This is a genomic window from Mucilaginibacter sp. UYNi724, assembly GCF_054057495.1.
This window is the reverse complement of record NZ_JBSRZI010000002.1, coordinates 239,519-256,841: the sequence shown is the minus strand read 5'-3', so window position 1 is coordinate 256,841 and position 17,323 is coordinate 239,519. Positions and strand designations below refer to the sequence as shown.

Genomic DNA, 17,323 nt, shown 5'->3' with positions numbered 1-17,323 from the left:
TGTTGCTATTCGTTATTAAACAAAAGGCTTGTTAAAATTAATAACAAGCCTTTTGTTTATCCAATTGACGATAAAATTTTAACCTTATTCCCCTCTCTTCAAACCAAATTTCTCGATTTTGCTGTAAAGGTGGCTGCGTTGGATATCGATATCGTCTGCGGTTTTTGATACGTTCCAGTTGTTTTTTTCCAACTTGAACTTGATGTACTCGCGTTCGGCGTAATCCTTGTACTCCTGGAAGTTGGTGAACCGGTCAAAATCGGTTTGCGGCGCTGCTGCTGCTGTTGCAGCACCTGCATCGGCACTTACCGGGGCAGATGGGTTGGCAAATGCCTTTACATCGCCGTCGGTAATGGTTTTATCACTCAGGATGATCAAACGCTCTACCATGTTGCGCAACTCACGGATGTTACCCGTCCACGGTAAAGCTTTAAGGGCTTCAAGCGCGGCATCAGATGCCTTTTTGACCGGCATACCATAATCATTGCAGATCTCTTCCAGGAAACTCTGGGTAAGCAGGGTAATATCGTCGCGGCGTTCGGTCAACGGTGGTACGTGGATCAGGATAACGCTTAGGCGGTGGTATAAATCCATCCGGAAGTTACCGGCCTCAATTTCTTTAAGCAGGTCCTTGTTGGTTGCCGCTACTACGCGTACATCCACATCAATTTCCTTTTCGCCACCCACACGGGTAATTTTGCTTTCCTGCAATGCACGCAACACTTTTGCCTGTGCAGATTGGCTCATGTCGCCTATCTCATCCAGGAAAAGGGTACCGCCGTTGGCGCTTTCAAATTTACCTATGCGTTGTTTTATAGCTGATGTAAACGAACCCTTTTCGTGTCCGAACAGCTCGCTTTCAATTAATTCAGAAGGGATAGCCGCACAGTTAACCTCAATGATGGGGCCATTAGAGCGGTTAGATTTTTCGTGCAGCCAGCGGGCAACAAGTTCTTTACCACTACCGTTAGCACCGGTAACCAACACACGGGCATCGGTAGGGCCAACACGGTCAATAGTTTCCTTGATACGTACAATAGCCTGCGATTCGCCAAGAATAGGGCGCACCTTTGATACCTTGCGCTTTAAAACTTTGGTTTCAACAACCAGGCTCCCGCGGTCCAGCGCATTACGTACGGTAATTAATAAGCGGTTTAGATCGGGCGGTTTCGAGATAAAATCGAACGCACCTTTTTTACTGGCTTCAACAGCGGTTTCTACCGTGCCGTGTCCGGATATCATGATGAAAGGAAGATCGGGTTTTATGTTTAAACCTTCGGTAAGTACTTCCATACCATCCATGCGGTTCATTTTTATATCGCACAGTACCAGGTCATAATCGTTCTTGCGGATCAGCTCAAGGCCGTCAACGCCATTATCTATATCTTCAACAAGATAGTCTTCATACTCCAATATCTCACGAAGGGTGCTGCGGATAGCCCGTTCGTCGTCAATTATTAAAATTTTTGCCATGTGTTATTTAAACTTAAAACAGGTGGTAATGTTTGCGGCTAATATATAAAAATGTATAGTATTATGAGCAGTTTTTAAGTGAGTGGTTTTGTTAGTTGATAGATCATGGTTAATGGTTCATGGCAGCTACGTTTAACCATTAATACTGAGCCGTTTGCTAACTATAAATTATAGCAAATGCTTTTTACCATGGGCTATCAACTTCGAACCATATGCTTTATAAGCCATAAACAGAAAAACCCCCTTACGGGGGTTCTTCACAGCAGCAAATCTGTAAGCCGGGTTTTGTACTCCCTTGCGGGGGCTTCTATCATTAATCTGGCCTTGCCGTTGCCGGCAAGTTCAATCAACCTACCCATTCTGACATTCTGTTACCAGACGTGGATGCGAGCAGCACCGCTTTCAGAACCTATTTGGTTTTTCAACTCCTGAGGTTTACCGCGATCCCGGTCGCCCGGAAAAGCCGTGAGCTCTTACCTCACGTTTTCACCCTTACCCTTGCAGGCGGTATATTCTCTGTGGCACTGGCTGTCGCCCGCTGCGGGCGCCTTCCCGTTAGGAAGCAGGATGCTCTATGTTGCCCGGACTTTCCTCACCCGAACAAGCCGGGAGCGATAGAACGTTTTGCAGGGGCAAATGTAATAATTAACTTTAATGTCGCACAAACGCATCTATTAAAGCCCCCAGCACCATGGCCGCTATTGTAAAACTTAACACGCCAAGCAAGTAGGCAGCAATTGACTTTATGTAACCGGACACTTTTTTAGCGTTGAAAAATTGAGCGATAGCCCAGGAACAATAAATTATGCCCACAGCCCCGGCAACTTTCATCAAGCTTACTTTTAGCAAACCTGATGCAATTGTAAATACAGAATAGATCAGCATGCCCATCCCCATTACAAAACACAACAGGATCAATATTTCAAAAAAGTTGTATTGCTGTTTCCTGAAGAATATTTTTATCCACGGCGCTATAAATACCCCCATAATAATGTTGGCATAACCGTAATGGTTTTCTACCCAGGTAAATATTTGTGTTAATGCAGAATTTTTATCGCCCTGATAATTGACGTACCCTTCTTCTATATGGAAAAAATGATTAACGGTAGAATATACCAGCGATGTAATAATGATAAATACGATAGGCTTTACAAGGCGGCTCCGGTCATGGGTGATATATTCCCGCACGCGTAAACCCGGGCGGATCATCAGTTCCTTGATGGTGAATAAAATGCCCTTTTCGAAATGGAGCAGGTGCTGGATCTCGTGTGATACGTAATGCGCATCTACCCTTTTAAGGGTTTTGGGCTGGCCGCAAGCCGGGCAAAATTTATCGGTTATTAAAGTGCTGCAATTTCTGCAATCAATAGCGTTATCTACCATTTAACAATGTGATTGGTTGGTTTTACGGCCAAAAGTGTCGCCACTTAAAACCAACGGAAGATAGTAATTATCAGAATAGCGGGAGGGCTATTTAAAAAATAAGAGTTCAGTGCCTCCTGCAAAAGGCACCGGCTGTAGTGAAATATTTATTACAGCTTTAATACTTCACAGCAAGTTCATTAGTTTCTATAAAGGCTTTTATAGCGTCAATAGCGGCGCTGTTGCTACGGTTAAGGTCCAACTCCTTAACAGATCTTAAATAGCCAACCAGCTTTTCGGTTTTTTCTTTATCTGCAGTTGCGAAGCCCATAAGCCATTGCGCAAAACTTTTTTCGGCAATTGGCTCATCAATCAATTTAATGATGTTTTTATGGCGCGAGTCTGCCTCTATCCTGGCATACAGCGCGTTTATCATACCGTCTTTGCCTTCTAATACCTGTATAAAAATACCTTCAGAATAAAGCAACACGCCCGATATATTAAGCGCCGCGTTATGGATCCTGGAATTATGTAAAATGTCAAACAATTGATTTTCGTGCATCAACGTGACAGCGGTGCTAACGTAAACTATATTTTTCATTAATGGTGAAGTTGCCGCAATTTACCAATTTGCCGCCTGTAATACCGCATTACGGTATTTAATATGATATTTTTTTATAATTTTTCTTTCAGCATCTTAGCCGCCTGCGTGTATCCACCTTCAGATCCATCTACGAAATGGATATGGCCGTCTTCCAGGTCGCGTACGTAGCAGGACATGATACACGCGCTGCTGATGTGCAGGCCGTATTTGATAGCCCCCTCCCGCTCAAGTTGGTTCAGGGCATTTTCTAAGGCTTTGCGTTGCATGATGGTGCCGGATATTACAGTATTTATTTTACCGTCTATAACCAGCGTGTCTGACATTTCCACCAGGCTCTTCAGGTATTTTTTACCGCTTTGCGTGCGGAAATAAATATATCCGTAAAGCGTAGTAAGCCAGGTTTTAACCAACTCCCACCATTTTATCTGCCCCAGCCTAAAACGCATTTCTTCGCCCAGGCTGCTAAAAGTTGTTTTAAGTTTTAATTGTTTAACCGATATAGGCTGGCGGTTCCGGGGCGGGCCGTATAACTCATCTATCTTATTCATCACCTTACTAAACGCCGCCGATTGCTTATTACCTTCGGTTGCCACAACCAGCAGGGTAACAACTTCTTCCTTATCATCGGGCGGGGCAATCCTATCCCATCGGCATTGCATTCCGGTAAGGTCAAGCTCTCCGGATTGAGCAGGATGATCTGACAATAGCGCGTCATCTCCCTTAATTAATTTTTCGGCATAATTAAGCCCGTTGCCCAACAGTACGGGGATAAAAAACGACCGCGAGCTGCTGAACTTAGCGAGAAGCATATGATACCCCTTAGCATAGATCTCCTTCACCGATACCGTCCCTGTACGAATTTCAAGATTGAAATTATTGAGCGTATTGGTACGATATAGCGCCAGGGCTTTCATCAATTTATCTATTAAATTTGGTGGTACTATAAAAGTAGCCCCATCGCCCCCAAAAAAGAACGGGATAGTAACGTTATGATCAAAAGCAATGTTTAGAACCGTAACAATGCTGCCGGTAGCTATAAGGTTTACATCCTCGTGCCGGCCGCCAAAAACAGCGTTGGTAGATCCTTTGATATCGGTGATGATAACATGCCAGTCGGCAGGGATAGCGTGGAACAGTTTGTCGTCCGTCAAAAGATCACCCAAAAACATCTTATTTGGTGGCAAGTCGGTGTAAAACTGTTGGTTATCAACTGGCATATAATTACATACGTAAAAAGCCCCTGCAAGTTTTATATCAGCCTCAATTTAAACCCAAAGTAGTTGTTTGGGGCTTGTTAAACTTACCTATATTTACAATGGTTACACCATTGCCCTTTACATGAATTACGTTACCCTATTGCCATGCTGCTAAAGCCAAATAAGATTACAGGTACACGTTTGCAGGTAAACATCTACGCTGCAGTTACGGTATTTTTGGCTTACACCATGATATTTGGTTTCCGTAAATCGTTTACCGTAGCTACGTTTGATGGTATTACCGTGGCCGGTTACAGTTATAAAACGCTATTAGTTATCAGCCAGGTTTTGGGCTATATGCTGGCAAAATTCTACGGCGTAAAATACATTGCCGAACTTAAACGCAGCGGCCGTGGGGCTGTTATTATTTTACTTACGGGCATCGCATGGATTAGCTGGCTGGGCTTCGCGTTGGTGCCGGTGCCTTACAATATTGTTTTTTTGTTTATAAACGGTTTCCCGCTGGGGATGCTTTGGGGCGTGGTTTTTTCTTATATCGAAGGCCGCCGCGGTACCGATTTTATTGGCGCCACGCTGGCTGTAAGTTTCATTTTCGCTTCGGGGTTTGTGCGGTCGGCAGGCGGCTGGCTCATGCTTGAGTTTGGCGTTACGGAGTTTTGGGTGCCGTTCTTCACCGGGCTTTTATTTGCCGCCCCGCTCCTGCTGTTCGTTTACATGATGGAAAAGATCCCCTCGCCTGATGATGCCGACATTGCCGACCGGATGGAGCGCACGCCAATGAGCAAAATACAACGCAGGGCATTTGTGCGCGGTCTTTTACCGGGGCTTGCGGCTTGCATCCTCATCTACACATTTGCCACCATCTTCAGGGATGTCCGTGATAATTTTGGCGCGGAAATGTGGAAGGAAATGGGTTTCTTTAATCAGCCCGCCATATTTTCTAAAACAGAAACACCGATAACCCTGGTCATTCTGATACTGATAGGCAGCATGGTGATGATCCGCAACAGCTACAAAGCATTGATGACCGCCCATGTATTTATTGGCATAGGATTTTTATTGGCCGGCATCTCCACCGTGCTGTTTATTGCCGATAGTTTAGAACCCGTTTGGTGGATGACGATCGTAGGCCTTGGGTTGTATATGGTTTACATTCCCTTCAACGCCGTGTTTTTTGAGCGGTTAATTGCAACGTTTAGGTATGCCGGCAATGTAGGGTTCCTGATATACCTGGCCGATTCTTTTGGGTATGTGGGTAGCGTTAGCGTGCTGCTTTTTAAAGAGATCTTTAAAGTAAAACTAAACTGGGTCACATTTTTCTCTAACAGCGTGATTGGTTTATCGGCGGTAGGTTTGTTGCTTACGCTGTTCTCGGCGCTTTATTTCGCACGCAAATTCAGGCAGGCCACAGCAAACGGGCTATCCGCCAAAGCATAATCCATTATCTTATTCGGATAATCCATTCAGCTATATAAAACAGATAGACGGCAAGCCATACCTGTTTAGCTATTTTGAATATGTGGGCAATAACTTTAACGCCGATATGCAAAAAATGGCGGCCGACCCTAACACCCAAAAATGGTGGAAACGTACCGACCCAACCCAAATCCCCCTGCCCGATGCCGCCGCTAAAGGCAAGATATTGAGCGATATGCAGGAGGTTTTCCATACGGAATAGTTATTGCTTGCTAAAGCCTTTTTATTTAAATTTGAAGTAAGTTATCAGCATAATCTGTGGACATCTTCGATAAAAATATTCTAAGTTTCTGGAAATCCCTTCAAATTAATAAAGTTCAATACATTGTAGTTGGCGGCAACGCTTTAAAGCTGAATGGATTGCAAGGCGATACCAGCGATTTAGATCTATGGTTAAACGACACGCTTGAAAACAGAAAAGCTTTTAGAAGTGCGCTTGTTGATTGCGCCATGGGTGACTACCCGATGATTGAGTATATGCAGTTTATGCCCAATTGCACAGAGTTTATTTTACACAACGGGCTTAAATTGGATGCCCTCACTACTATGTCGGGCCTTGAGCAACATTCCTTTTTCGAATGCCTGGAGATGGCCCCCGTGGCTGATATTGAGGGCATAAGCGTTCCTTTCCTGCACATCGATCAGCTTATTGAGAACAGGAAAGAAATTAACCGCCCCAAAGATCAGATAGATGTTGACGCCCTTGAAACGATCAGAAAGTTAAGAGAAGACAGCTAATCCTCCTTTTCCTCATCCTTATTACTTACATTTGGGCCGATGTAAGTTCTTTACTTTCCTTCATCAACCGGTATAGGTTTTACTTAATTGTAGATTAATAGGGAATAGTGTGCAAATCACTAACTGTCGCGCAACTGTAAGTAACACAAAAAGGTTTTTGCCAGAATATATGCCCACTGATTGTCCAAAAACGGTCGGGAAGGGCGGCAAAAATGTTACAAGTCAGGAGACCTGCCATACCGAATTGACAATGCTTCCGCGGTATGGGGCAATGGTCGGGTGTTTGATATAGTTTTCGTTACAACCTGTATTTTTATGCAAGGGCGCGCTATATCCATACTTTTCCGCCAATCCATTCCAACAAACGCATTGCGAAGTTTAGCTAAAAGGGCTTTTAACCGATTTATTTATTTAATCAATTAAAGCAATGCTAACGCAAAATTTAGGCTACCCGCGTATTGGTGGCCAACGCGAATTGAAAAAGGTCTGCGAGGGTTACTGGGCAGGCAAAACGGGGCACAAAAATGTGCTTACCGTAGGTAAAACCATCCGCCACGATAACTGGCTGATGCAAAAAGAAGCCGGGATCGACCTGATTCCCTCGAACGATTTTTCGTATTACGACCACGTGCTGGATCACTCCCTGATGTTCGGCGCTATCCCCAAACGCTATAACGAGGTAATCCTGAAACAAGGCAAGGAAGAACTCGACCTATACTTCGCTATGGCCCGCGGTTACCAAAAGGACGGGCTGGACGTAGTAGCCATGGAGATGACCAAGTGGTTTGATACCAACTACCACTACATAGTGCCCGAGTTTTATAAGGATCAGCAGTTCAGATTATTTTCTACCAAGATCACTAACGAGTTTTACGAGGCAAAACAGTTAGGCATCATCACTAAACCGGTGTTGATAGGCCCTATTACCTACTTGCTTTTGGGTAAGGAAAAAGAAGCCGGTTTTGAAAAGATAGACTTGCTTAAAAATCTGCTTAAGGTTTATACCGAGATCCTCACTAAACTGCAGGACCTTGGCGCCGAATGGATCCAGTTTGATGAGCCCTTCCTGGCGCTTGATCTGAAGGAGAAGGAACAACAGGCTTACCGCGATGCCTACAAACAACTGCGTAAAGATTTCCCGCGCTTAAAGTTTGTACTGACCACCTATTTTGAAAAACTGGGTAGTAATGCCGAACTGGTTACCTCCCTGCCTGTTGATGCCTTGCATATCGATCTGGTACGCGCACCGCAGCAACTGGATGAAGTGCTGAACTTGCTGCCCGCTAAAACCATCCTGTCCTTAGGTGTAATTGATGGCCGCAATATCTGGAAGAATGATTTTGAGGCATCGCTCGCCATCATCAAAAAAGCAAAAGATAAGCTTGGCGATGATCGTGTTTGGATAGCACCGTCCTGTTCGTTGATCCACGCGCCGGTTGATCTGCGGAATGAGCATGACCCCGAAGTGCTTACGCCCGAGATAAAACAGTGGCTTGCCTTTGCCCGCCAGAAAGTAACCGAGATAGCGCTTTTAAAAGTGTTGTCGTCTGATGAAACAGGTGTTGGTACACAATACAAACTGGCCGAAAACCAGCATGATATCGGTTCACGTAAAACTTCAGTACTTATACATAATAATACTGTTAAAGAACGTGTTGCAAAGATAACCGAAAGCGATTCGCAACGATTAAGCGACTTTGTATCACGTAAGCAAAAACAACGGGCTTTGTTAAATTTGCCATTGTACACTACCACCACAATCGGTTCGTTCCCGCAAACTGCAGAGGTGCGTAGCTGGCGTGCCCAATTAAAAAAAGGCACTATCACCCAGGCACAATACGACCTTCACATTGCCGACGAAACTGAACGGGCCGTTAAGTGGCAGGAAGATATCGACCTGGATGTACTGGTACACGGCGAGTTTGAGCGTAACGACATGGTGGAGTATTTTGGCGAGCAGTTGCAGGGATTCACCTTTACGCAAAACGGTTGGGTGCAAAGCTATGGCAGCCGTTGTGTAAAGCCCCCTATTATTTATGGTGATGTGTCGCGCCCTAAACCGATGACGGTTAAATGGTCGGGGTATGCGCAGTCGCTTACTGATAAATGGATGAAGGGCATGCTTACAGGCCCCGTTACCATCCTGCAATGGTCGTTTGTGCGGAACGACCAACCACGATCTGAGACCTGTACGCAGATAGCTTTGGCCATCCGTGATGAAGTTTGCGACCTGGAAACTGCCGGCATAAAAATTATCCAGATAGATGAACCGGCCATCCGCGAAGGCTTACCTTTGCGGATGGCAAATTGGGCAGATTACCTGGACTGGGCAGTAAAAGCGTTCCGTATTTCGGCAAGCGGTGTGCAGGACGATACGCAGATCCATACGCACATGTGCTATTCGGAATTTAACGATATTATACAGAACATTGCCGCTATGGATGCCGATGTGATCACCATTGAAACATCGCGCTCGCAAATGGAGTTACTGGATGTATTTGCCGATTATAAATATCCAAACGAGATAGGCCCGGGTGTGTACGATATCCACTCGCCACGCGTACCAAACCGGGATGAGATGACCCACCTGCTTAAAAAAGCACGGGCGGTAATCCCCGATGCACAACTTTGGGTAAACCCGGATTGCGGCCTCAAAACCCGAGGCTGGGACGAAACCAAAAAGGCACTGATAGAAATGGTAGCCGCCGCCAAAGAAATGCGCGCTGCCGTCGCAGAGCCTGCACTAATTTAAACAACATGCCAAGCTTAAGCCCTCTCCTATGGAGGGGGCTTTGGTGAGGCTTTTATATTTGAACTATGACAACAGACGAAAGAATCGAAGCATCAGAAACGCGTATTTTTAAGGCCGTGTTCCCAAATACCACCAACCATTACGATACCCTGTTTGGCGGCACCGCCATGCATATGATGGACGAGGTTGCCTTTATCACCGCCACCCGCTTTAGCCGCCAGGTAATGGTGACCGTAAGCAGCGATAAAATAGATTTTAAGAAACCCATCCCGGCAGGTACCATCGTAGAACTAATAGGCCGCGTGAGCCATGTGGGCAATACCAGCCTGAAGGTTGCTGTAGAGATCTACGTTGAGCAAATGTACTCTGAAGGCCGAGACCTTGCCATACATGGCAGCTTTACCTTTGTAGCGATAGATGAGCACAAGAAACCGGTGAGGATAATTAAATAGCAGGTTTAGCGTATCTTTGCGGCTTATGATACAGCAAGCGCTTACCAACCTCAAAATAAATGCCCTTAATCCCATGCAGGAGGCTGCCATTGCCGCTGCTAAAAAAGGCGACGTGATACTGCTTTCGCCTACCGGTTCGGGTAAAACGCTGGGGTTTTTGCTGCCGCTGCTGGGTTTGCTGGATGCAAAGATCAACACCGTACAAGTGATGATCATGGTGCCCTCGCGCGAGCTGGCTCTGCAAATTGAGCAGGTATTTCGCACTATGGGCAGCGGGTTTAAAATTAATTGCTTTTATGGCGGGCACCCGCTCAAGATAGAGCTGAACAGCCTGTCGCAGCCGCCTGCAGTGATAGTTGGCACACCGGGCCGTATCGGCCATCACATCCGCCGTAAAACCTTTGATACAAGCACCATAACTACGCTGATACTGGATGAGTTTGATAAATCATTAGAGTTTGGTTTCCAAACAGATATGTCATACATCATCAAGGAATTGCCTAACCTTAAAAAGCGCATTCTTACATCGGCTACGCAGATGGACGCCATCCCCTCGTTCACGGGCGTTAACCGACCCGCCAAGCTGGATTACCTGACCAACGCCGCATCTACCCCCGACCTAAAACAGAAAGTGGTGATATGCGAACCCGCCGACAGGCTGGACGCCCTGTTTGCTTTAGTATGTAAGATAAGTGATAAGCCAACCCTGGTATTTTGTAACCACCGCGAAGCGGTAGACCGCATAAGCGACCTGCTGTATGATATGGGCCTGCCACATGATATTTTCCACGGTGGTATGGAACAGGACGACCGCGAACGGGCTTTGCTAAAATTCAGGAACGGCAGCCACCATATTTTGGTTACTACAGATCTTGCCTCGCGCGGGTTGGATATCCCCGAGATAGAGCATGTTGTGCATTACCAGTTGCCGCATAACCAGGAGGCGTTTATTCACCGCAACGGCCGTACGGCCCGGATGCACGCCACGGGTACCTCCTACTTATTACTTGCCCCCGGCGAAAAGCCCGACTACTTAGATAAGATCCCCGAAGAAGAGGTACTGCCCGAAAAAACGGTAATACCAAAACTATCGCCATGGGCAACGGTTTATATCGCCGCAGGCAAAAAAGATAAAATAAACAAGGTTGATATTGTAGGCCTGCTGCTTAAAAAAGGCGAACTGGCAAAAGAAGACCTTGGCCTGATAGAAGTTTTAGACCACTCATCCTACGCGGCTATAAAACGCCACCTGATAGAACGCACCGTAGCATTAGTGAAAAACGAAAAGATAAAAGGCAGGAAGATAAAGATTGACGTATCGGTATAGATCGATCTACCGCCTACTTGTCATCCTGAGCGATAGCGAAGGATCTATTATTGAATTTGCAATCGCAAAATGCAGGGTGTAGAATAGATGCTTCTCTACGTTCAGCATGACAAAAGTAGCCTATATAGATTAATTCGTTTTCTCCAAAACCGTCAGATTACCGCTTTCGCCGTTCATTAGCGTCATCTGGATCCAAATTTGTTTTTCTTTGGTTCGGATAACGTAGGTCTTTACATCGTCTAATAAGTTGTAGTCGATAGAGTGGCCGTAGTGTTTGTCAATCAGTTCTTTATTGCCAATGCTATCTATCTGCGTTTTAGGTATAGATACATTGTTTACCTGCACGCCACCTAAGGCCTTAATGGCTTCATCATAGTATTTACCAACCGTTAGGCTGCTAAATTTTCCCTCGGCACTTGGTAACTGGATATGCGTTTTAAAGGTTTTACCCTCCTGCGGTATCAGTTTGCCATTTACGGCGAAATATTCCTTATCCATAGCATTGGTGTTTTCGGCCGGGGCTTCGGCCTTATAATCGAAGGTATATTTAGCGGGCAGGCCTACATACGGGAATTTGCCCGGATCTTTATCGCTAACTGGTATCGTATTGATGTCAAACGGCGCTACGGCTACAGGCGTATTATTAGCCACGGCATCGGGTGATGTTTTGCTTTCTTCCGCTTTGTTCTTCGCGGTATCGGTACCTGCGTTATCATTTGTTTTGCTTTTGCATGATGCCATTGCGGCCATTATCATTAGCGCGTAAATAGATCTTCTCATATTACTTAATGGTTTTAAGGGCGGTTTTTAACTGAGTGGCTGCGGCTATTATCTCTTTTGATAAGATTTTGCTGTTGGTAGCTGCATCTTCATCATCGTAACGCAGGTATTTCCAGGTGTTGCCGGTGTAGCTGTCTTTAATGGCAAGCAGGTATTGGGTGCCTTTCATACGCACTTTGTTGGCGCTTATCTTTTCAATCCTGGTGCCCTGCATTTGGGTTTTGGTCATCATATCTATCAATGCCGGGTTTTTAAATTCTAATACCATGCTTTGGTTGTACTTACCAAGGCAAATATTAGCATTAGCAAGTTTTTTAACAGGGCTCAGCTTTAGCATCAGTGGCACCTCTTCAAAAATGGTTTTGATACCCACACCATCAAGCATGCCGTTTGCCATGGCTTTCATCTGTGCTTTGGGCATCACGGTAAAAATGCGCGGATAGGTCATGTCTATTACCTTATCCATATTTTTTTGATGGGTGTAAGTAACGATGGTTTCAAAGTCTTTTTTAATGATCTGCGCGTCCTGGGCAAAGGTTGCCCCTGCAGACAGCATAAAAAGGCAAAAGAGTAATTTTTCATATAAGGCGGTCGGGCTAAATGTGTTGGTTAACATTTCCACCAATAAACAGCAGCAGCGCCAATTAGTTTTTTAAAACCGTAATCGCTTGTTAACTAACACCTAAAAATTTACCTTTATCACGAAAACTAAAATTAACCTTATTATGAAAAAATTATCATTTCTGTTAGCCGTTATGGCGCTTGCCTGCACCTCGGTTTTTGCACAGATAACCAAAGACGAAACCGCTGCCGAGTGGACCCGAGCAAAAGCTTACACCAAAGCTTATTTAGATGCTATGCCTGCCGATGGTTACACCTTTAAAGCAACGCCCGAGGTACGCACCTTTGCAGGCCAGATGCTTCACCTTGCCGATGCCAATTACTTTTTCATCGCCACAGCAACAGGCAAAGTGCCCCCGTTGGCTAAGGATGTAACGTTAGAAAAAACTGTAGCCCAAACCAAAGAGGCTACCACCAAAGCGGTTTTAGACAGCTACGATTTTGCTATTGCCAGCATTAAAAGCATGACGGATGCTCAGTTCAAAGAAGAAGCATCGATGGGTAAAATGAAGTCGACCCGTGGTTTATTGCTATCAAAAGCGTTTGAGCACCAAACACATCACCGCGGCCAAACCACCATTTACCTGCGTTTAAAAGGTGCCACCCCGCCGCCAGAAATGCTTTTCTAAACCGAAGAGAAATTTATCCAAAAAGCCATCCCGGTCACTCGGGATGGCTTTTTTTGTGCCTAATGCGTATCTTGTTCGCTTTGCGTAATAGCACAACGGATATGGTGAAAATAGTATGTACGGTAATGATCGCGGTGCTTGGGCTTTCTAAATGCCACTTGAAACCGCGCGAGAGATTCGTGGCTGTGCAAGATACTGTTCAACTACTTAAAGCCGGCGATACATCCGATGCCGACAGCAACCAAACGCCGCTTAAAAACATGTTTGGCGTAAACAGCTACGAATGGAATTTTTTGGAGGATCCCGCTAATAAGAAAGATCATAGCCGGATCTACGAGACTAATATGTCGCTCATCAAAAGCTTTAGCGCGGTTAGGCATTACCTTAACTGGAACAAGCTGGAGAATACCCAAGGCAACTACACCTACAACCCCACCAATAACGGCAGCTGGTATTACGATGTGATGTACACCCGCTGCAAGCAGGACAGTATTTTGGTTTTGGCCGACTTGAAGAACTTACCCGTTTGGATGATGGACACCTACCCTGCCGACGAGCGCGACGACGAGAATGTTCCCGTTTCGTTTGGCGCTAATCGTGGCTTTCCGGCATCTTATGTAGTACAGGCACGTACTGCGTTTCAGTTTGCCGCGCGATACGGGTATAATACAAAAATAGACCCAGCACTTGTAAAGGTCGACAACCGCCCGCGTTGGACAAACGACCCGGTAAATACGGTAAAGATTGGCCTTGGGCTGATCAAATATATAGAATGTGGTAACGAACCTGACCGTTGGTGGAAGGGAGATAAAGCCACCCAGTCACCGGAGGAATATGCCGCAAACCTATCCGCTTTTTATGACGGGCACAAGGGCACACTGGGCAATAACGCCGGGGTAAAAACTGCCGACCCAAATATGTTAGTTGTAATGGGAGGTTTGGCTACCGCCGATGTAAAATACGTTGAGCGGATGGTAGCCTGGTGCAAAACCAACAGGGGTTTAAAGGCCGATGGTAGCGTAAACCTGTGCTTTGATGTGCTCAATTACCACCTGTACAGTAACGATGGCAGCGTATTTACACATCAACCCTCTACAACGGGTGTAGCGCCCGAGCTTTCGGGATCGGGCAAGGTGGCCGATGGTTTCGTTAGATTAGGTAAGCGTTTAAAACTACCGGTTTGGGTTACCGAAACAGGTTACGACATTAACCGGGAAAGTTATCAGCAAGCGCCTGCAGTAGGTAATAAACCTGCCTTAATAACGCAAGCCGACTGGACTTTGCGCTCGTCGTTGCTCTACGCGCGCCACGGGGTTCAGCGGATTTTCTTTTACCAGTTGTTTGATGCTACGCCCAATAACCCCGAGCAATACGCTACATCCGGCCTTGCCGAGAGCCCCAAACGCCGCCCCGCCGCCGACTACATTTTGCAAACCAATAAGCTGATGGGTAATTACATTTATAAAGGCACCATAAACGCCGACCCATTGGTTGATAAATACCAAAGCGGCGCGAATACCATTTATGTACTAACCATTCCCGACCAGGCAGGCCGTAAAACGGAGTATAGCCTGGATCTTAAAGGGGCGAAAAAAGGTGTTATTTATACCCTAAAAGTTGGCGCGGATGCAATGGAAAGCAAGCAAGCGAATACGGTAAATGGCAAGTTAAAAGTAAAGGTAAGCGAAACGCCCGTGTTTGTGCAGGCGGTATTAAATAGCCCTTTATGAGGGTGTCTCACCCTGTCCCACACTGTACCGTTTTTTGTCAAAATGGGACACCTGCCAAAACCACACAACTCTTTGATTATTATATAAATGGATAAACTATTTAATATTTTACTTTGCGTAAATTAATAAAACGAAAATTTATAAGAAATTGATAATTAGTGTGTTAAGTTTTTGTCTCGCTGTTAGTAATAAAAAGTGGGACAGTAAACTTAAAGCAGTGCCTTTAACCCTTAATTATGCCCCTACCAGCCTTTCCACGCATAATTGATAAGTAGATACGGATTTATCCGCTTAAAAAGTTATTTTTGCGCCTGAATGAAGCACATACGTAATTTTTGTATAATAGCCCATATTGACCACGGTAAAAGTACCCTTGCCGATAGGTTATTAGAATATACCGGCACCATCACCCAGCGCGAAAGCCAGGCCCAACTGCTTGATGATATGGACCTGGAGCGCGAGCGTGGCATAACCATAAAAAGCCATGCCATCCAGATGGACTATGAGCTGGACGGACAAAAATACGTCCTGAACCTTATTGATACCCCCGGCCACGTAGATTTTTCTTATGAAGTATCGCGTTCCATAGCTGCCTGCGAGGGCGCATTGCTTATTGTAGATGCGGCACAGGGCATCCAGGCGCAAACCATATCTAACCTTTACTTAGCGTTAGAGAATGACCTGGAAATTATCCCCGTATTAAACAAAATGGACCTGCCCGGCGCCATGCCCGAGGAGGTTAAAGACCAGATAGTAGAACTGATAGGTTGCAAACGCGAAGATATTCTTGCCGCATCGGGTAAAACCGGGATGGGTGTATTTGACATCCTGCGTGCCGTTATAGAGCGTGTACCTGCCCCTGTAGGCGACCCGGATGCGCCTTTGCAAGCTTTGATCTTTGATTCGGTTTATAACTCGTTTCGCGGTATCGTGGCTTACTTTAAAGTTGTAAATGGCGAGATCCGCAAGGGCGATAAAGTAAAATTCTTCGCTACCGAAAAGCAGTACATTGCTGAGGAAGTAGGGACGTTAAAGCTGAAACAACAACCCAAAGACGTTATTAAAACAGGTGATGTAGGTTACATCATTTCAGGTATAAAAGAATCTCGCGAGGTTAAGGTTGGTGATACCATTACTACCATAGCCCGCCCCTGCGAAGGTGGGATTCAGGGTTTTGAGGAAGTAAAACCTATGGTATTCGCAGGTATTTACCCTGTCGATACTGAGGATTACGAAGAACTGCGCGAATCGATGGCCAAATTACAGCTTAACGATGCTTCATTGGTTTTTGAACCGGAATCATCGGCAGCTTTAGGCTTTGGTTTTCGTTGTGGTTTCCTGGGCATGCTGCACATGGAGATCATCCAGGAACGTTTGGAGCGAGAGTTTGATATGACGGTTATTACCACCGTTCCCAACGTTTCATACATTGCCCACAGCACCAAAGGCGAGCCTGTTATTGTAAATAACCCGTCTGACTTACCTGATCCAAGCAGGATAGATTTTGTGGAAGAGCCGTACATCAAGGCAACTATTATTACCAAAGCCGAATTTGTAGGCCCGGTAATGTCGCTTTGTATTCAAAAACGTGGATTTATTAAAAATCAATCGTACCTGACTTCTGATCGTGTAGAACTTATATTCGAGATGCCAATGGGCGAGATCGTATTCGATTTTTACGATAAACTTAAAACCATATCAAAAGGTTATGCCTCTTTTGATTACCACCAGATAGGCTACCGCCAGAGTGATCTTGTCCGTTTGGATATTAAACTAAATTCTGAACCGGTTGATGCTTTATCATCGTTGATATTCCGCGGTAACTCATACGATTTTGGTAAAAAGATCTGTGAAAAGCTAAAAGAACTTTTACCCCGCCAGCAATTCGAAATTATTATACAGGCGTCTATCGGTGCAAAAATTATTGCCCGCGAAACCGTTAAGGCTATGCGTAAAGACGTTACCGCCAAATGTTACGGTGGTGATATATCTCGTAAGCGTAAATTGTTAGAAAAACAAAAGGCCGGTAAAAAACGCATGCGCCAGGTTGGTAACGTAGAGATACCACAAAGCGCGTTCATGGCGGTTTTAAAATTAGATTAATTAATAGAATTAAGAAATAAGAGCCAGGAACCAAGACCGATCCGGTTATTTCCTGACTC

Annotated in this window: 15 protein-coding genes, 1 other RNA gene and 1 riboswitch; of the genes, 9 read left to right on the top strand and 7 right to left on the bottom strand. The window is 45.3% G+C overall.

Annotation, left to right across the window (positions count from 1 at the left end):
- Positions 1-84: 84 nt before the first annotated feature.
- The 5 genes from ACVW0P_RS03930 to ACVW0P_RS03910 form a co-directional block, all read right to left on the bottom strand.
- Entirely contained in the window at positions 85-1,473 is a 1,389-nt protein-coding gene (locus ACVW0P_RS03930) for a sigma-54-dependent transcriptional regulator (RefSeq protein WP_457130925.1), read from the bottom strand.
- Positions 1,474-1,731: 258 nt separating this feature from the next.
- Positions 1,732-2,104, bottom strand: an RNA gene (gene rnpB, locus ACVW0P_RS03925) — RNase P RNA component class A.
- Between the two features lie 20 nt (positions 2,105-2,124).
- Entirely contained in the window at positions 2,125-2,856 is a 732-nt protein-coding gene (locus ACVW0P_RS03920) for a DUF3667 domain-containing protein (RefSeq protein ID WP_457130924.1), read from the bottom strand.
- A 157-nt stretch (positions 2,857-3,013) separates the two neighbouring features.
- Entirely contained in the window at positions 3,014-3,436 is a 423-nt protein-coding gene (locus ACVW0P_RS03915; RefSeq protein WP_354430212.1) for a BLUF domain-containing protein, read from the bottom strand.
- Between the two features lie 74 nt (positions 3,437-3,510).
- Positions 3,511-4,656, bottom strand: a complete 1,146-nt coding sequence (locus ACVW0P_RS03910; protein WP_457130923.1) for a DUF3095 domain-containing protein — start codon at positions 4,654-4,656, stop codon at positions 3,511-3,513.
- 144 nt (positions 4,657-4,800) lie between these two features.
- Between ACVW0P_RS03910 and ACVW0P_RS03905 the strand changes: the two genes are divergently transcribed.
- The 6 genes from ACVW0P_RS03905 to ACVW0P_RS03880 all read left to right on the top strand — a co-directional run bounded on the left by ACVW0P_RS03905 (position 4,801) and on the right by ACVW0P_RS03880 (position 11,401).
- Entirely contained in the window at positions 4,801-6,093 is a 1,293-nt protein-coding gene (locus tag ACVW0P_RS03905; protein ID WP_457130922.1) for a DUF5690 family protein, read from the top strand.
- Positions 6,038-6,334, top strand: coding sequence for an L-rhamnose mutarotase (locus ACVW0P_RS03900; protein ID WP_457131147.1), 297 nt, complete (start codon positions 6,038-6,040; stop codon positions 6,332-6,334). The genes ACVW0P_RS03905 and ACVW0P_RS03900 overlap by 56 nt, the downstream gene beginning before the upstream one ends.
- 56 nt (positions 6,335-6,390) lie before the next feature.
- Complete coding sequence (locus ACVW0P_RS03895; RefSeq protein ID WP_457130921.1) at positions 6,391-6,870, top strand: hypothetical protein; 480 nt, start codon at positions 6,391-6,393, stop codon at positions 6,868-6,870.
- Positions 6,871-6,927: 57 nt separating this feature from the next.
- A riboswitch (cobalamin riboswitch) is annotated at positions 6,928-7,122 on the top strand.
- A 175-nt stretch (positions 7,123-7,297) separates the two neighbouring features.
- Positions 7,298-9,622, top strand: coding sequence for a 5-methyltetrahydropteroyltriglutamate--homocysteine S-methyltransferase (gene metE, locus ACVW0P_RS03890; RefSeq protein WP_457130920.1), 2,325 nt, complete (start codon positions 7,298-7,300; stop codon positions 9,620-9,622).
- Positions 9,623-9,687: 65 nt separating this feature from the next.
- Complete coding sequence (locus ACVW0P_RS03885) at positions 9,688-10,074, top strand: acyl-CoA thioesterase (RefSeq protein WP_457130919.1); 387 nt, start codon at positions 9,688-9,690, stop codon at positions 10,072-10,074.
- A gap of 25 nt (positions 10,075-10,099) precedes the next feature.
- On the top strand, positions 10,100-11,401 hold the full coding sequence (locus tag ACVW0P_RS03880) for a DEAD/DEAH box helicase (RefSeq protein ID WP_457130918.1): 1,302 nt from the start codon (positions 10,100-10,102) through the stop codon (positions 11,399-11,401).
- A gap of 129 nt (positions 11,402-11,530) precedes the next feature.
- On the opposite strand, the gene ACVW0P_RS03875 is transcribed toward ACVW0P_RS03880, so the two are convergent.
- Both ACVW0P_RS03875 and ACVW0P_RS03870 read right to left on the bottom strand, forming a co-directional pair.
- On the bottom strand, positions 11,531-12,181 hold the full coding sequence (locus ACVW0P_RS03875) for a hypothetical protein (protein ID WP_457130917.1): 651 nt from the start codon (positions 12,179-12,181) through the stop codon (positions 11,531-11,533).
- A 1-nt stretch (position 12,182) separates the two neighbouring features.
- Positions 12,183-12,797 (bottom strand): hypothetical protein, encoded by a 615-nt coding sequence (locus ACVW0P_RS03870; protein ID WP_457130916.1) that lies wholly within the window; start codon positions 12,795-12,797, stop codon positions 12,183-12,185.
- A gap of 109 nt (positions 12,798-12,906) precedes the next feature.
- Here ACVW0P_RS03870 and ACVW0P_RS03865 point away from each other — a divergent pair, with 109 nt between their 5' ends.
- The 3 genes from ACVW0P_RS03865 (at position 12,907) to lepA (ending at position 17,264) form a co-directional block, all read left to right on the top strand.
- Complete coding sequence (locus ACVW0P_RS03865) at positions 12,907-13,431, top strand: DinB family protein (RefSeq protein ID WP_457130915.1); 525 nt, start codon at positions 12,907-12,909, stop codon at positions 13,429-13,431.
- Between the two features lie 101 nt (positions 13,432-13,532).
- On the top strand, positions 13,533-15,161 hold the full coding sequence (locus tag ACVW0P_RS03860) for a hypothetical protein (protein ID WP_457130914.1): 1,629 nt from the start codon (positions 13,533-13,535) through the stop codon (positions 15,159-15,161).
- A 315-nt stretch (positions 15,162-15,476) separates the two neighbouring features.
- Positions 15,477-17,264, top strand: a complete 1,788-nt coding sequence (gene lepA, locus ACVW0P_RS03855; protein ID WP_457130913.1) for a translation elongation factor 4 — start codon at positions 15,477-15,479, stop codon at positions 17,262-17,264.
- Positions 17,265-17,323: the final 59 nt, after the last annotated feature.

Coding starts and splice junctions, on each gene's coding strand:
- ACVW0P_RS03930 (WP_457130925.1), bottom strand. CDS start 1,473: ATGGCAAAAATTTTAATAATTGACGACGAACGGGCTATCCGCAGCACC.
- ACVW0P_RS03920 (WP_457130924.1), bottom strand. CDS start 2,856: ATGGTAGATAACGCTATTGATTGCAGAAATTGCAGCACTTTAATAACC.
- ACVW0P_RS03915 (WP_354430212.1), bottom strand. CDS start 3,436: ATGAAAAATATAGTTTACGTTAGCACCGCTGTCACGTTGATGCACGAA.
- ACVW0P_RS03910 (WP_457130923.1), bottom strand. CDS start 4,656: ATGCCAGTTGATAACCAACAGTTTTACACCGACTTGCCACCAAATAAG.
- ACVW0P_RS03905 (WP_457130922.1), top strand. CDS start 4,801: ATGCTGCTAAAGCCAAATAAGATTACAGGTACACGTTTGCAGGTAAAC.
- metE (WP_457130920.1), top strand. CDS start 7,298: ATGCTAACGCAAAATTTAGGCTACCCGCGTATTGGTGGCCAACGCGAA.
- ACVW0P_RS03885 (WP_457130919.1), top strand. CDS start 9,688: ATGACAACAGACGAAAGAATCGAAGCATCAGAAACGCGTATTTTTAAG.
- ACVW0P_RS03880 (WP_457130918.1), top strand. CDS start 10,100: ATGATACAGCAAGCGCTTACCAACCTCAAAATAAATGCCCTTAATCCC.
- ACVW0P_RS03875 (WP_457130917.1), bottom strand. CDS start 12,181: ATGAGAAGATCTATTTACGCGCTAATGATAATGGCCGCAATGGCATCA.
- ACVW0P_RS03870 (WP_457130916.1), bottom strand. CDS start 12,797: ATGTTAACCAACACATTTAGCCCGACCGCCTTATATGAAAAATTACTC.
- ACVW0P_RS03865 (WP_457130915.1), top strand. CDS start 12,907: ATGAAAAAATTATCATTTCTGTTAGCCGTTATGGCGCTTGCCTGCACC.
- ACVW0P_RS03860 (WP_457130914.1), top strand. CDS start 13,533: ATGGTGAAAATAGTATGTACGGTAATGATCGCGGTGCTTGGGCTTTCT.
- lepA (WP_457130913.1), top strand. CDS start 15,477: ATGAAGCACATACGTAATTTTTGTATAATAGCCCATATTGACCACGGT.